Raw genomic sequence first — 13,310 nt, 5'->3', positions numbered from 1 at the left:
ATGTCGGCGCACCAACGCCCATAGCTATTCAATGGGAGTTCTTTATGCCTGCTGTATTTCTTATGGCGGCTGTGCGTGGGAGATCCCTTGGGGTCTGCCGGGGTCCGATATGCCCGGTCTTGCACACCTGCGTACAGTTGCCACCCTCTTCGCGTGCAAGCGAACGGTGACAGCTTCCCTTACTACATATCGGAGCTGCACATCATGTTCAAACCTACCCCCAACCCTCCGCAAAACACCTCGTTCGAGCGACGCAAGCTCAAGGCCGCCGCCGAGCGTGCCATAGGCCACTATTTTCCGTCTTCTGCATCCGTCTTTACAGTTGCTCCTGCTCAATCCACCGAAGCCCTGCTGGCCAACGCCTCTGAAACCTTTGCCTCACTCAACGCGCTGACTTCCAATCTGGCCTTTGAATTGGAAGGCTCCCAGCGAGGAGTAGTGCTGGCAATTCAACAGATGAGTGAGTTGGGGCAGTTGTTGGTGGATCAGGCACTGGAACAGGTGGCTCCATCGTCTGTTCCATAAAAATGGATCGGTCCCACATAGGGACTGATCGTTCCCATTGTTGGACTGCTGCGCACGTTTGCACGAACACCGCCGCTCCCACACTTAAAGTCAGCCCTTTTAAGGTCTTTGAAAAGTCAGCCGTATTTGGAGAGCGAACACTGACCTTGTGGCGATCCGGCAAGCCCCCTCGCCACAAGGTCAGTGTTCGCTCCTAATTGACCGGTATTAGCCGAAAAACTGTTTTTTCAAAGACCTTGAAAGGGCTGACACTTAAAGTGCGTTGAATCCGAGCCTCAGCATTTGTTGATGAACCATTACTACAGCCGTAACGGTTCACCGCCCAGCTTGATTGATGCCCCCCCAATACCCTCCTAAGGTACAGCCCACGACAGCAAACCCGTGGAGCGACCATGACAACAACTTCCCCCGACTCGCGCTGGACGCGGCGGCGCGACGAGAAGCAGCGCCGATTAGCGTTGGTGCGATCCTTCGCCGATGGCGCCGTGCTCCCCAGCGACCGAATCGTCGAAGCCCTGGAAGCCTTGATCCTCCCGGGCGACCGCGTGGTACTGGAGGGCAACAACCAGAAGCAGGCCGATTTCCTCTCGCGCTCCCTGGCCAAGGCCGACCCCGCCAAGCTCCACGACCTGCACATGATCATGCCCAGTGTCGGCCGCTCCGAGCACTTGGACCTGTTTGAAAAGGGCATCGCCCGCAAGCTGGATTTTTCCTTCGCCGGTACGCAATCCCTGCGCATCAGCCAGTTGCTGGAAGATGGCCTGCTGGAAATCGGTGCGATTCACACCTACATCGAGCTCTATGCGCGGCTGGTGGTGGACCTGATTCCCAACGTGGTGCTGTCCGCCGGTTTCATGGCTGACCGTGCCGGCAATATCTACACCGGGCCGAGCACCGAAGACACGCCCGCGTTGATCGAGCCGGCGGCTTTCAGTGATGGGATCGTGATCGTCCAGGTTAACCAGTTGGTGGATGACGTCAGCGATCTGCCTCGCGTGGATATCCCGGCCTCCTGGGTCGACTTCGTGGTGGTCGCCGACAAGCCTTTCTACATCGAACCGTTGTTCACCCGCGATCCACGGCACATCAAACCGGTGCATGTGTTGATGGCGATGATGGCGATCCGCGGGATTTACGAAAAGCACAACGTCCAGTCCCTGAACCACGGTATCGGTTTCAACACCGCCGCCATCGAGTTGATCCTGCCGACCTACGGTGAATCCCTTGGCCTGAAGGGCAAGATCTGCCGCAACTGGACCCTCAATCCCCATCCCACGCTGATCCCCGCTATTGAAAGCGGCTGGGTCGAAAGCGTGCATTGCTTCGGCACTGAACTGGGCATGGAAAACTACATCGCCGCACGGCCTGATGTGTTCTTCACAGGGCGCGACGGGTCCCTGCGTTCCAACCGGATGTTCTGCCAATTGGCCGGCCAATACGCGGTGGACCTGTTTATCGGCGCTACCCTGCAGGTCGACGGGGATGGCCATTCCTCCACCGTAACCCGTGGCCGCCTTGCCGGTTTTGGTGGTGCGCCGAACATGGGCCACGACCCGCGCGGTCGCCGCCATGGCACGCCGGCCTGGCTCGACATGCGCCACGACGACGCCCCCGAAGCCTTGCTCGAACGCGGCAAGAAGCTGGTGGTGCAAATGGTCGAGACCTTCCAGGAGGGCGGTAAACCCACCTTCGTCGAAACCCTCGACGCGGTGGAAGTGGCGCGCAAAAGCGGCATGCCGCTGGCGCCGATCATGATCTACGGCGACGACGTCACCCACCTGCTCACCGAAGAAGGCATCGCCTACCTGTACAAGGCCCGCTCCCTGGAAGAACGCCAGGCGATGATCGCCGCCGTGGCCGGGGTGACAGTCATCGGTATGCGCCACAACCCCAAGGACACCGCGCGCATGCGCCGCGAAGGGTTGATCGCCTTGCCCGAAGACCTCGGCATCCGCCGCACCGACGCCACCCGCGAGTTGCTGGCGGCCAAGAGCGTGGCCGATCTGGTGGAGTGGTCCGGTGGCTTGTACAACCCGCCCGCCAAGTTCAGGAGCTGGTAATGCACGCACTCAAATTGCACAAATTGACATTGGCCGAGCACCTGGCCGACCTGGCGGTAGACGCGCTGATCGATGAGGCCGACCTGTCACCCAAGCCCGCCCTGGTGGACCGCCGTGGCAACGGTGCTCACAGTGATTTGCACCTGGGCCTGATGCACGCTTCGGCGCTGTCGTTGTGGCCGGCGTTCAAGGCGATGGCTGAAGCGGCCATCGAACTGGGTGAAATCGGTTTGCCGCTGCGCGAGGTGCTTGGGCGAATCGGCCGTGAGGGTGAGCAGGCAATGCTCACCACTACAGGTGGGGTGAATACTCATCGAGGTGCGATCTGGGCGCTTGGATTATTGGTGGCTGCTGCTGCGTTGGAACCTGAATCCACTGGCGCTGGCGCGGTAGCGTTACGTGCCGCACGGTTGGCCTTGCTCAACGATTGCCATGCCCCTCAACCCCTCAGCCACGGCGCCCAAGTCGCCCAACGTTATGGCGCACGCGGTGCCCGTGAAGAAGCGCAACTGGGCTTCCCCTCAGTGCTGCAACGCGGCCTGCCACAACTGAAAAAAAGCCGCCTGCAACACCACGGCGAACAGAACGCTCGCCTCGACGCCTTGCTGGCGATCATGACCGACCTGGCCGACACCTGCGTGCTCTACCGCGCAGGTTTGGAAGGGTTGCAGGCTATGCAGCAGGGCGCCCAAGCGGTGCTGGACGCTGGCGGCAGCGCGAGCCTCGCCGGGCGTCGCCAACTGCATGAGCTGGACCAGCAACTGCTCGCCCTGAATGCCTCCCCCGGTGGTGCCGCCGATCTGTTGGCCGCCTGCCTGTTTCTCGACCGCATCGACGGAGCGTCTTGATGGAAACCTTATCCTTTGAATTCCCCGCCGGGCAGCCGGCGAAGGGCCGGGCGTTGGTGGGTTGCGTCGGCTCGGGTGACCTGGAAGTGCTGCTGGAACCGGGCACAGCCGGGACGCTGATCATCCAGGTACAGACCTCGGTCAATGGCGCACAGCAACGTTGGCAGCACCTGTTTGAGCGGATCTTCCAGGAGCAGACGCCGCCTGCGTTGAACATCGATATCCACGACTTCGGTGCCACGCCGGGTGTTGTGCGTTTGCGGCTGGAGCAAGGCTTCGAGGAGATCGGCCATGACTGACTTGCTCAATAAACACAGCTTCGTCGAGCTCGGTGCCCGGCAGCGTGCCAAGGCCCTGCTCGACAAAGGCAGCTTTCGCGAGTTGATCGATCCGTTTCAACGCGTGATGTCGCCGTGGCTGAGTCGCCAGGGCGTGGTGCCTCAAGCGGATGACGGTGTCGTAATCGCCAAGGGTGCCATTGCCGGCATGCCCGTCGTCATCGCGGCCATCGAAGGCAATTTCCAGGGCGGCAGTCTCGGTGAAGTGGGCGGGGCGAAAATCGCCGGCGCCCTGGAGCTGGCCGCCGTGGACAACCGAAAAGGCATTCCCACCCGCGCTGTACTGTTGTTGGAAACTGGCGGTGTGCGCCTGCAGGAAGCCAATCTTGGTTTAGCCGCGATTGCCGATATCCACGCAGCGATTGTTGACCTGCGCCAATACCAGCCGGTGATCGGTGTGGTGGCGGGCAGTGTTGGCTGTTTCGGGGGCATGTCGATTGCAGCAGGCCTGTGCAGTTACCTTTTGGTGACACGCGAAGCTCGCCTTGGCCTGAATGGCCCGCAAGTGATCGAACAGGAAGCCGGCCTTGAAGAATACGACTCCCGCGACCGGCCGTTTATCTGGAGCCTGACCGGTGGCGAACAGCGCTTTGCCAGCAGTTTGGCCGATCGTTATGTGGCGGATGATGTGGCGCAGATTCAGCAGCAAGTCACAGAACTGCTGCAACAAGGCTTGCCGGAGAAACAACGCAGCCGTCAGGTCGATCACTACCTCGAGCGACTGGCTGCACTCGACGCCGAACCACAAATCGAACCTGCGACGGTCCGCGATCTGTATCAGGGAGAAGGATCATGAGAGGGTTGCAGTGGTTCAACGCATTGAGTGCGGGTGCAACGCCTGTGAGTGATTTGCCGAACTCCTTGAAGGTTGCCGATGGCGTGCTCGGTGAGCAACCCGTGCGCTTCATCGCCGTGGTCACCGATCCGCACAATCGCTTCCCTCGTGCGCGCAATGGCGAAGTCGGTTTGCTCGAAGGTTGGGGATTGGCCAAGGCGGTGGATGAAGTGATCGAGGCCGGTGACAAGCGCCCGCTGATTGCCATCGTCGATGTCCCAAGCCAAGCCTATGGTCGTCGTGAGGAAGCCTTGGGCATTCATCAGGCCTTGGCCGCTGCCGCTGACAGTTATGCCCGCGCAAGGTTGGCCGGTCATCCGGTGATTGCGTTACTGGTGGGCAAGGCCATGTCCGGTGCATTTCTGGCTCATGGTTATCAGGCCAATCGCCTGATCGCCCTGCGCGATCCTGGGGTGATGGTCCATGCGATGGGCAAGGCTTCGGCGGCGCGGGTGACCTTGCGTAGCGTCGAAGAGCTCGAAGCCCTGGCTGCCAGCGTGCCGCCCATGGCGTATGACATCGACAGTTTTGCCAGCCTGGGCTTGCTCTGGGAAACGTTGACTGTCAGCCAGATTGAACAACCGACGAGGGAAGATCTGGCGCGTGTAAGCGACTGCCTGGTGCAGGCCATCAAGGACGTACAAGCAGGCGGTGTTGATTTGAGCGGTCGCCTGGGCGCCGCCAACCGTGCCGCGTCCGCTCACGTGCGTCAGTTGTTGCGGGAGCAATGGTGAACGCCCACGATTTGCTCTGGGGCATGACCCCGGCGCATGCGCCCGCTGATGCACCCGCTTGGGTGCTGGAGGTGCTGAGTGCCGGGCATCCGGTGGTGGTGCGGCGGGCGATTGCGCAGGTCGGCCATGTGGCGGTGGGCGTGCGTGGGCGTTTGCGCGAGCAGCGTTTCGCCGCTGTGATGCCCATTGCAGCGGTGCAGCGACGTGTGGTGCCGGAGGCGCTGTGCGGTGTGATATCGCCACGGGATTTGCCGGCGTTGCAGGCGCTCAATCAACTGCGGCCGGTGCTGGCGCGGGAGCGTTGGGGCGTCACCGGGAGTGCCGGTTTTGAGTTGGCCAGCGGCATTGAAGCGCTGCATGCCACGAGTGATCTGGATTTGATTCTGCGCACGCCCACACGGCTTGATCGAGGCGACGCAGAGGATCTGCTGGCGATACTGGACACGGCGGTGTGCGCCGTGGACCTGCAATTGCAAACCCCGTTTGGCGCCGTCGCTTTGCGTGAGTGGGCCGGACCATCACGCCGGGTTCTGCTGAAAAACGCCAGCGGCGCGCAGTTGGTGCTCGATCCCTGGCAGGCCATGGTATGAGCAGTCTGTTGGTGTTTCCGGGGCAGGGGGCTCAGCGTGCAGGCATGCTCCAGCAGCTGCCTCGGCTGATCCTGGACGAGGCAAGCGCAGCCCTCAGTGAAGACGTGCTGGCGCTTGATTCAACCGAAGCACTGGCTTCAACTCGCGCCGTGCAGCTATGCCTGTTGATCGCTGGCGTCGCCAGTGCGCGTTTGCTGGAACACACGCCGGACTACGTCGCGGGCCTCTCCATCGGTGCCTATCCGGCGGCGGTGATCGCAGGTTCTCTGGACTTCGCCGATGCGCTCAAGCTGGTCAGCTTGCGCGGTGAGTTGATGCAAAAAGCTTATCCCCAGGGCTATGGCATGACCGCGATCATCGGCCTGGAATTGAGCGCTGTCGAAGGCCTGATCGCTCAAGTCCACACCCCGCAAACTCCCGTTTACCTGGCCAATATCAACGCCGATAACCAGACCGTGATTGCCGGCAGTAACGAAGCGATGAAGGCGGTGGCGACTCTTGTCCGAGGGGCCGGTGTCGCCAGGCGCCTGGCGGTCAGCGTACCGTCCCACTGCGCGCTCTTGGAAAAACCTGCCGAAGCACTGGCCGAGGCATTCGCCCAGGTCCCGCTGAAAATCCCGGCCATTACTTACCTGAGCAGCACCCGCGCTCGTCCCATTCGCGAGGTTGAACAACTGCGTGATGACCTGGCCTTCAACATGTGCCGCATTGTCGATTGGCGCGGCACGGTGCAAAGCGCCTACGAGCGCGGCGTACGCCTGCAGATCGAACTCCCCCCCGGCGCCGTGCTCAGCGGCCTGGCGCGACGGGTGTTTGAACAAGGCACGGTGATCGCCTTCGAAGGCGCGCGCCTGGACACCTTGCAGGCGCTGCTGCGAGAGGAGGGACACCGTCACCGATAACGCTCCACCCAAGGCTTTCGAAGCACAAAAACAACAATTTCGATGAAGCACTTTGAGGACAACCATCATGATTATTTACGGTGTGGCGTTGCTGGCGATCTGTACGCTGGCTGGCGTGATTTTGGGCGACCTGCTCGGCGTTCTACTGGGAGTGAAGTCCAATGTAGGCGGCGTGGGGATCGCGATGATCCTGCTGATTTGTGCGCGACTGTGGATGCAAAAGCACGGCGGCATGACCAAGGATTGCGAGATGGGCGTCGGCTTCTGGGGTGCGATGTATATCCCGGTGGTGGTGGCGATGGCGGCGCAACAGAACGTGGTTACCGCGTTGCACGGCGGCCCGGTAGCAGTGCTGGCGGCCATCGGTTCGGTGGTGATTTGCGGTTGCACCATTGCCCTGATCAGCCGCACCCACAAGGGTGAGCCGCTGCCCGATGAAGATCCGCTGATACCGGCTTCACCTGTCGCGGGAGGTCGCTGATATGTGGGACCTCATCGAAAAAGGGTTGGAACATAACGGCCTGGTCACCGCCTTTGCCTTCGTCGGTGTGGTGATGTGGATTTCCGTGGTGCTGTCCAAACGCCTGACCTTCGGCCGGATTCACGGCTCGGCCATCGCCATTGTGATCGGGCTGGTGCTGGCTTGGGTCGGCGGTACGATCACAGGTGGGCAGAAGGGCTTGGCGGACGTGGCGCTGTTCTCCGGGATTGGGTTGATGGGCGGGGCGATGCTGCGGGACTTTGCGATTGTGGCCACCGCGTTTGAAGTGCAAGCCACCGAGGCGCGCAAGGCTGGGTTGATTGGCGCGATTGCGTTGCTACTGGGCACGGTGCTGCCGTTTATTGTCGGGGCGAGTATTGCCTGGGCCTTTGGTTATCGCGATGCAGTGAGCATGACCACCATTGGTGCGGGGGCGGTAACCTACATCGTCGGTCCGGTGACGGGGGCTGCGTTGGGTGCGAGTTCCGATGTGGTGGCGCTGTCCATCGCGACCGGCTTGATCAAGGCAATCCTGGTGATGGTCGGCACCCCCATGGCGGCGCGCTGGATGGGCCTGGACAACCCTCGCTCGGCGATGGTGTTTGGCGGCTTGGCGGGCACCGTCAGCGGTGTGACGGCGGGCTTGGCCGCGACGGATCGGCGGTTGGTGCCCTATGGCGCGTTGACGGCGACGTTCCATACCGGGTTGGGGTGTTTGTTGGGGCCTTCGTTGCTCTACTTCATCGTGCGCGGGTTGGTGGGCTAGGTTCTATCCTGTAGCCGCTGCCGAGGCACGAGGCTGCGATGCGGGCCGCAGGACCGCCCTCAAGGGCTGCTGCGCAGCCCAACGGGGGCAAGCCCCCTCGCCACAGGTCTTGATTTGCCACAAGAATGGGGAGTGTCAGGCCTGCCGGTTGGCATACATCCGGCACTCCGCCAACAGCGCGAGCAAGTTCGGATCGCGCTCCTTGGCCTTTAAGAACACCACGCCAATGTGCTGCTGCAACCGATAGCGCGGCTGTAGGGGAATCAGCTTCACCCGGTTCTCATACACCGCCGCGATCCGCCCCGGCAGCAGCGCATAACCCACTCCAGAGCTGACCATGCTCAGCAGGGTGAAGATGTCGTTGACCTGCATCGCCACCTTGGGCGCAAAACCCGCCTGCTTGAACACGCGGTTGCCATCCTGGTGGGTGGCGAAGCCTTGGGTCAGGGTGATGAAGGTGGCGTCGCGCACGTCTGCCAGGTCGATTTCCTGTTCACGGTCGAAGGGTGAATCGGCTGGCGTGGCGAGAAAAATATCGTCGGAGAACAGCGCAATCTGCGCACAGTCCGGGTCGTTGGCGTGCTCGTCCAGGGAGATCAGGATCGCGTCGACTTCCATGTTCTTGAGCTTGTACAGCAGGTCGAAATTGGAGCCGAGGATCAGGTCGATGTTCAGCTCGCTGCGGCGGATTTTCAGGCCCATGATCAGTTGCGGTACGGTCTTCACCGTCAGCGAATACAGCGAGCCCAGCTTGAAGCGCTCAGCGGAGAACCCGGCGGCTTCGCGGGTCAGGCGTACGCTGTCGACTACGTCCTGGATCAGCTTCTGGGCGCGCTCTTCCAACACATAAGCGCTTTCCAGCGGTGTGAGGTTGCGGCCTTCGTGCTTGAACAGCGGGCAGCGCAGGGCGTTTTCCAGAGAGTGGATGGCCCGGTGCACACTGACGTTGCTGGTCTGCAACTCGGCGGCGGCACGGGCCAGGTTGCCGGTGCGCATGAACGCCAGGAAGATTTCCAGCTTCTTGAGGGTGAACTCTTCGTCGATCAGCATGGGCGTGACTCTTGTTCGAATGCCATCGATTGTGCCCCTAAAACCAGTTCGCTCCCAGCCATGAACTGAGCAGGCCCAACACCACGCCGAGGATGATCAGCCAGATTGCATTGAGCCGGGTGTAATACACCACGGCGGCGCTGGCCAGGGTCAGCACCAGGCTTGTGGCGTTGTTTTCCAGGCTGTTCATCAGGATGTAGCTGGCGGAGAGGATCAGCCCGATGGAGATCGGCAACAGGCTGCGTTTGACCCGCTGCACCCAGGGCGTTTTGGTGTGCTTCTCCAGCCAGCCGGCGCCCAGGTAGGTCAGCACCGAGCAGGGCACCAACTTGGCCAGTAGCGCGACTGCTGCGCCGGGCAGGCCGGCGGCTTGTTGACCGATAAACACCAGCAGCATGCCGTTGGGACCGGGCAGCGCCTGGGACAGGGCGAAGAAGGCGACAAACTGGGCGTCGGTGAGCCAGTTCATGTCTGTCACGGAGTAGCGGTGGATATCACTCACAGCCACCATGTTTCCGCCAATCGACATCAACGACCACAGCGCGCATTGGATCATCAGGTGGAAGAGGGCGGTCTGCATCAGTGGGCCGCCTTCTGTGCGCCAATGAAACTCAAGGCCAGGGAGCTTGGGATACAGATCAGCAGCACCATCCACAATGGCAACACCAGCACCGCCATCAACACAAAGGTCAGGACAAAGGCGCTGTAGTTGGCCAGGGTCCGGGGCATGGCCTTGAGCAGGCGCAAGGTGGTGCCGAGCATCAAGCCGGTGGCAATCGGCATCACCGCGCCGAAGACCTGCTGCACCACTTCGTGGCTCCACCATTTGGCATAGGCAAACCCGGCGAGTACGGTGATCAGCGAGGGGAACAGGTACAACCCGCAGACGGTCACAATTGCACCGGGCAAACCATGCAGGCGGCGGCCGTAGATGATGCCGACGTTGGCGATATTGGGGCCGGGGAAAAACTGCCCGGTGGTCAGCAGCTCATTGAAGGCCTGCTCACTAACCCACTGCCGGCGGTCGACCATCATCTGCCGAGCCCAGGGCATGACGCCGCCAAAGCCCAGCAAGCCGACCATGGCGAAGTTGTAAAACAACTGCCACAGACTGGGGTGAGGCTGGCCAGGTTCAAGGTCGGGCATGGGGCGTTCCGCAAACGGAGGGAGGGCGCAAATCATCTATCGGCGCGTGCCCTTTGAGCAAATGAAGAAAAGGTTGTTACCCGATATCGGGAAGCGGACGTCAGAATAGTCTCGCGTGCAGATGCACAACCAGGTGGTAGCGGTTATTCGAGGTGAGTGACACATGTATCACGGGGAACGATTCAACGCTTGGAGCCACTTGCTCGGGGCGGTCGCAGCCTTTGTCGGCGCGGTGTGGATGTTGGTGGTTGCCAGTCTCGATGGCAGCCCGTGGAAGATTGTCAGCGTGGCGATTTATGGTTTCACGCTGTTGGTGCTGTACAGCGCATCGACGGTCTATCACAGCGTGCGCGGGCGCAAGAAAGAGATCATGCAGAAGGTCGATCACTTTTCGATCTACTTGCTGATCGCCGGCAGCTACACACCGTTTTGCCTGGTGACGTTGCGCGGGCCGTGGGGCTGGACGCTGTTCGGGATTGTCTGGGGGTTGGCGGTGATCGGCATCCTGCAGGAGATCAAGCCGCGCTCCGAGGCGCGCATCCTGTCGATCGTGATCTATGCGGTGATGGGTTGGATCGTGCTGGTGGCGGTCAAGCCGTTGATTGCCGCGCTGGGCACGGTAGGCTTTATCTGGCTGGCGTCGGGCGGCATTTTGTACACCGTGGGCATTATCTTCTTTGCCCTGGAGGACCGGCTGCGGCACTCCCACGGGATCTGGCACCTGTTTGTGATCGGCGGGAGCCTGCTGCATTTTGTGGCGATCATGGTGTACGTGCTATAGCCGATCGAGCTGCTCCTGGGCGCGACTGCCGAAGATCTCCAGCAAACTCGCCAGCATATGCGGCGGTGGCTCATCGGCGCGGGTCAGCGCATACAAGGTGATGGGCAATGGCGGTGCCAGTGGACGAATACAGGTGATCGCCGTGGATGCGCCCAGCGCGGTGAACGGATCGATCACCGCCAATCCCGCACCCGACTCGACCATCGCCCGGGCCAGCGAATAGGTCTGCACTGAAATGCTGATCCGTGGCGGTGGATCGACAGCTTCCAGGTAGCTGTCGAGTTTTGCCGCCAGCGGATCGGCGCTGGACAGGCCAATCAGCGGCGCGTCCGCCAGCGCCATCAATGGCAGTGGTTTGCCCTGTTCGGCTTCAGGCCAATAATCCCGAGGCGCCAATGCCACCAGCACACCGTGGGCCAAGGCCTGGGCGTTCAAGCCTGGGTGATCGGGCGGCTGCAAGGTCAACGCCACGTCCATCTCACGCATCAACAGGTTCTGCACCAGCTCACGGCTGTGGGCGCTGGACAGCTCACAGGCGATGTCCGGGTAGCGTTGGGTCCACTCACGAATGGCCGGTGGCAGCAGCGACAAGGCCAGGGCTGGTGTGGCACCGATGCGCAGGCTTTGGCCGGGGGCGCGACGCAGGTTTTGCGCCAGACGCCGCACCCCTTGCAGGCTCTCGGTGACCTTGTCGACTTCGCGCTCCAGGGCCAGGGCTTCCGGGGTGGGCTGCAGCTTGCCGCGCACCCGCAGAAACAGCGGGAAGCCCAACTGGAGCTCGGCATGTTGCAATACCTTGGTCACCGCTGGTTGCGAGACGTGCAGCAATTGTGCGGCAGCGCTGACGGAGCCGGTCTGGCGGATGGCCTGGAAGATTTCGATATGGCGCAAGCGCATGATGAGTCCATAACCTTTGTTTATGGGTGACCCATCTTTATTCATTGTCCGGCGCCTGTCACCTGGCCCTACTGTTCAAGCCTGATCAAAAACGGCGTAAGGACAGATATGGCTCAGCGGGTTTGTATCATCGGGGGCGGGGTTATCGGCTTGGCAAGCGCTTACGCTCTGGTGCGCGCAGGCTGTGAGGTGACGGTGGTCGAAGCACGGGAAACCCTGGGCAGCGAAACCAGTTTCGCCAACGGCGGCCAACTGTCCTATCGCTACGTCGCGCCCCTGGCCGATAAAGGCGTACCACTGCAGGCCATCGGTTGGATGCTGCGGGGCGACTCGCCATTGAAGCTGCGCCCGCGTATGGACCCGGCACAGTGGCGCTGGATGGCCTCCTTCTTGGGAGCCTGCCGCGCGTCGGTCAACCAGCGCAACGCCGGGCACCTGCTGCGGCTGGCCAGCTTGAGCCAGGACATCCTGCAGCGCTGGCGCCAAGAGGACGTCCTGGAAGGTTTTGATTGGCGACGCAATGGCAAGCTGGTGACCTTTCGCAGCCACGGCACCTTTGAGCACGCTCGCAACAAGGTGACGGACCGCCTGCAACAGCAAGTGCTCTCGGCGGCGGACTGTGCCCGGTTGGAACCGACCTTGGGCGACAGCGGGTTTGTCGGCGGCATCTACACACCCAACGAAGAAGTGGCGGACTGTCACAGCTTCTGCCAGCAACTGGCTCTCAGGCTGCAAGCCTCGGGCCGCTGCACGTTCCTGCTGGGGCGCAAGGTGACTGCCATTCGTCATGCCGGCGGCACGGTGCAGGCCATTGAGTTGGGCACCGAGGTGCTGCCCGTGGAGCATCTGGTGTTGGCGGCCGGTCACCGCAGCGCCGAGTTGGCGCTGCCCGGTGTGTCGCTGCCGCTGTATCCCCTCAAGGGCTACAGCTTGAGCGTGCCGATTGGCGAGCAGCATCGGGCGCCGAATATCAGCATCACCGACTACGATCGCAAGATTGTCTATGCGCGCATTGGTGAACAACTGCGGGTGGCGGCGATGGTGGACATCGTCGGTTTTGACGCTCGCCTGGAGCCCAAACGTCTGGCCCTGATGAAACGCCAGGCCTGTGAGACTTTTCCTCTGGCCGGCGACTACGATCGGGCGATTGAGTGGGCCGGTATGCGCCCGGCTACACCGACGGGCGTGCCGCTGATTGGTGCCAGTGCCTATAGCAACCTGTGGTTGAACCTGGGTCATGGCGCCCTTGGGTTTACCCTGGCCTGTGGCAGCGGCCAACTGCTGGCCGAGCTGATCGGCCAGAACACGACTTCCATTGATATGCAGGGCCTCGCTCCCCGCGCCGCCTGAGGATGCA

16 protein-coding genes are annotated in these 13,310 nt (G+C 61.7%); 12 read left to right on the top strand and 4 right to left on the bottom strand.

The window, feature by feature from the left end; translation table 11 throughout:
- The first annotated feature begins 204 nt into the window (after positions 1 to 204).
- The 10 genes from HKK55_RS23580 to madM all read left to right on the top strand — a co-directional run bounded on the left by HKK55_RS23580 (position 205) and on the right by madM (position 8,079).
- The gene (locus HKK55_RS23580; protein WP_169356810.1) at positions 205 to 525 is read left to right on the top strand and encodes a DUF6124 family protein; all 321 of its coding nucleotides are present in this window, start codon (positions 205 to 207) and stop codon (positions 523 to 525) included.
- A 392-nt stretch (positions 526 to 917) separates the two neighbouring features.
- The gene (mdcA, locus tag HKK55_RS23575) at positions 918 to 2,585 is read left to right on the top strand and encodes a malonate decarboxylase subunit alpha (protein WP_169356809.1); all 1,668 of its coding nucleotides are present in this window, start codon (positions 918 to 920) and stop codon (positions 2,583 to 2,585) included.
- Positions 2,585 to 3,433 carry a triphosphoribosyl-dephospho-CoA synthase gene (locus HKK55_RS23570; protein ID WP_169356808.1) on the top strand — a complete coding sequence of 283 codons (849 nt, stop codon included), beginning with the start codon at positions 2,585 to 2,587 and terminating at the stop codon, positions 3,431 to 3,433. The genes mdcA and HKK55_RS23570 overlap by 1 nt, the downstream gene beginning before the upstream one ends.
- Positions 3,433 to 3,732, top strand: a complete 300-nt coding sequence (locus HKK55_RS23565; RefSeq protein WP_155583744.1) for a malonate decarboxylase subunit delta — start codon at positions 3,433 to 3,435, stop codon at positions 3,730 to 3,732. The genes HKK55_RS23570 and HKK55_RS23565 overlap by 1 nt, the downstream gene beginning before the upstream one ends.
- Positions 3,725 to 4,567 carry a biotin-independent malonate decarboxylase subunit beta gene (locus HKK55_RS23560; protein ID WP_169356807.1) on the top strand — a complete coding sequence of 281 codons (843 nt, stop codon included), beginning with the start codon at positions 3,725 to 3,727 and terminating at the stop codon, positions 4,565 to 4,567. Before HKK55_RS23565 ends, HKK55_RS23560 begins: the two co-directional genes overlap by 8 nt.
- A complete protein-coding gene (gene mdcE, locus HKK55_RS23555) occupies positions 4,564 to 5,340 on the top strand; it encodes a biotin-independent malonate decarboxylase subunit gamma (RefSeq protein ID WP_169356806.1) in 777 nt (258 codons plus the stop codon). The genes HKK55_RS23560 and mdcE overlap by 4 nt, the downstream gene beginning before the upstream one ends.
- On the top strand, positions 5,334 to 5,930 hold the full coding sequence (locus HKK55_RS23550) for a malonate decarboxylase holo-ACP synthase (RefSeq protein WP_169356805.1): 597 nt from the start codon (positions 5,334 to 5,336) through the stop codon (positions 5,928 to 5,930). Before mdcE ends, HKK55_RS23550 begins: the two co-directional genes overlap by 7 nt.
- Positions 5,927 to 6,832 carry a malonate decarboxylase subunit epsilon gene (gene mdcH, locus HKK55_RS23545; RefSeq protein WP_169356804.1) on the top strand — a complete coding sequence of 302 codons (906 nt, stop codon included), beginning with the start codon at positions 5,927 to 5,929 and terminating at the stop codon, positions 6,830 to 6,832. The genes HKK55_RS23550 and mdcH overlap by 4 nt, the downstream gene beginning before the upstream one ends.
- A gap of 67 nt (positions 6,833 to 6,899) precedes the next feature.
- The gene (gene madL, locus HKK55_RS23540; RefSeq protein WP_169356803.1) at positions 6,900 to 7,313 is read left to right on the top strand and encodes a malonate transporter subunit MadL; all 414 of its coding nucleotides are present in this window, start codon (positions 6,900 to 6,902) and stop codon (positions 7,311 to 7,313) included.
- A gap of 1 nt (position 7,314) precedes the next feature.
- Positions 7,315 to 8,079 carry a malonate transporter subunit MadM gene (gene madM / locus HKK55_RS23535; protein ID WP_169356802.1) on the top strand — a complete coding sequence of 255 codons (765 nt, stop codon included), beginning with the start codon at positions 7,315 to 7,317 and terminating at the stop codon, positions 8,077 to 8,079.
- A gap of 135 nt (positions 8,080 to 8,214) precedes the next feature.
- On the opposite strand, the gene HKK55_RS23530 is transcribed toward madM, so the two are convergent.
- Genes HKK55_RS23530 through HKK55_RS23520 form a run of 3 tightly spaced genes read right to left on the bottom strand, consistent with a single transcriptional unit; the run spans position 8,215 to position 10,275 of the window.
- On the bottom strand, positions 8,215 to 9,129 hold the full coding sequence (locus HKK55_RS23530) for a LysR substrate-binding domain-containing protein (RefSeq protein ID WP_169356801.1): 915 nt from the start codon (positions 9,127 to 9,129) through the stop codon (positions 8,215 to 8,217).
- A 37-nt stretch (positions 9,130 to 9,166) separates the two neighbouring features.
- Positions 9,167 to 9,709, bottom strand: a complete 543-nt coding sequence (locus HKK55_RS23525; protein ID WP_169356800.1) for a chromate transporter — start codon at positions 9,707 to 9,709, stop codon at positions 9,167 to 9,169.
- Positions 9,709 to 10,275, bottom strand: coding sequence for a chromate transporter (locus HKK55_RS23520; protein WP_169356799.1), 567 nt, complete (start codon positions 10,273 to 10,275; stop codon positions 9,709 to 9,711). The genes HKK55_RS23525 and HKK55_RS23520 overlap by 1 nt, the downstream gene beginning before the upstream one ends.
- 163 nt (positions 10,276 to 10,438) lie before the next feature.
- On the opposite strand from HKK55_RS23520, the gene HKK55_RS23515 reads away from it, so the two are divergent.
- Positions 10,439 to 11,056 (top strand): hemolysin III family protein, encoded by a 618-nt coding sequence (locus HKK55_RS23515; protein WP_155583754.1) that lies wholly within the window; start codon positions 10,439 to 10,441, stop codon positions 11,054 to 11,056.
- On the opposite strand, the gene HKK55_RS23510 is transcribed toward HKK55_RS23515, so the two are convergent.
- Positions 11,051 to 11,953, bottom strand: coding sequence for a LysR family transcriptional regulator (locus HKK55_RS23510; RefSeq protein ID WP_169356798.1), 903 nt, complete (start codon positions 11,951 to 11,953; stop codon positions 11,051 to 11,053). The two genes, HKK55_RS23515 and HKK55_RS23510, sit on opposite strands and share 6 nt — an antisense overlap.
- A gap of 108 nt (positions 11,954 to 12,061) precedes the next feature.
- Between HKK55_RS23510 and HKK55_RS23505 the strand changes: the two genes are divergently transcribed.
- On the top strand, positions 12,062 to 13,303 hold the full coding sequence (locus HKK55_RS23505; protein WP_169356797.1) for a D-amino acid dehydrogenase: 1,242 nt from the start codon (positions 12,062 to 12,064) through the stop codon (positions 13,301 to 13,303).
- Positions 13,304 to 13,310: the final 7 nt, after the last annotated feature.

It is taken from the genome of Pseudomonas sp. ADAK18, from assembly GCF_012935695.1.
Lineage (GTDB): Bacteria > Pseudomonadota > Gammaproteobacteria > Pseudomonadales > Pseudomonadaceae > Aquipseudomonas.
This window is presented reverse-complemented; position numbering and strand designations above follow the sequence as displayed.

Coding starts and splice junctions, on each gene's coding strand:
- HKK55_RS23580 (WP_169356810.1), top strand. CDS start 205: ATGTTCAAACCTACCCCCAACCCTCCGCAAAACACCTCGTTCGAGCGA.
- mdcA (WP_169356809.1), top strand. CDS start 918: ATGACAACAACTTCCCCCGACTCGCGCTGGACGCGGCGGCGCGACGAG.
- HKK55_RS23570 (WP_169356808.1), top strand. CDS start 2,585: ATGCACGCACTCAAATTGCACAAATTGACATTGGCCGAGCACCTGGCC.
- HKK55_RS23565 (WP_155583744.1), top strand. CDS start 3,433: ATGGAAACCTTATCCTTTGAATTCCCCGCCGGGCAGCCGGCGAAGGGC.
- HKK55_RS23560 (WP_169356807.1), top strand. CDS start 3,725: ATGACTGACTTGCTCAATAAACACAGCTTCGTCGAGCTCGGTGCCCGG.
- mdcE (WP_169356806.1), top strand. CDS start 4,564: ATGAGAGGGTTGCAGTGGTTCAACGCATTGAGTGCGGGTGCAACGCCT.
- HKK55_RS23550 (WP_169356805.1), top strand. CDS start 5,334: ATGGTGAACGCCCACGATTTGCTCTGGGGCATGACCCCGGCGCATGCG.
- mdcH (WP_169356804.1), top strand. CDS start 5,927: ATGAGCAGTCTGTTGGTGTTTCCGGGGCAGGGGGCTCAGCGTGCAGGC.
- madL (WP_169356803.1), top strand. CDS start 6,900: ATGATTATTTACGGTGTGGCGTTGCTGGCGATCTGTACGCTGGCTGGC.
- madM (WP_169356802.1), top strand. CDS start 7,315: ATGTGGGACCTCATCGAAAAAGGGTTGGAACATAACGGCCTGGTCACC.
- HKK55_RS23530 (WP_169356801.1), bottom strand. CDS start 9,129: ATGCTGATCGACGAAGAGTTCACCCTCAAGAAGCTGGAAATCTTCCTG.
- HKK55_RS23525 (WP_169356800.1), bottom strand. CDS start 9,709: ATGCAGACCGCCCTCTTCCACCTGATGATCCAATGCGCGCTGTGGTCG.
- HKK55_RS23520 (WP_169356799.1), bottom strand. CDS start 10,275: ATGCCCGACCTTGAACCTGGCCAGCCTCACCCCAGTCTGTGGCAGTTG.
- HKK55_RS23515 (WP_155583754.1), top strand. CDS start 10,439: ATGTATCACGGGGAACGATTCAACGCTTGGAGCCACTTGCTCGGGGCG.
- HKK55_RS23510 (WP_169356798.1), bottom strand. CDS start 11,953: ATGCGCTTGCGCCATATCGAAATCTTCCAGGCCATCCGCCAGACCGGC.
- HKK55_RS23505 (WP_169356797.1), top strand. CDS start 12,062: ATGGCTCAGCGGGTTTGTATCATCGGGGGCGGGGTTATCGGCTTGGCA.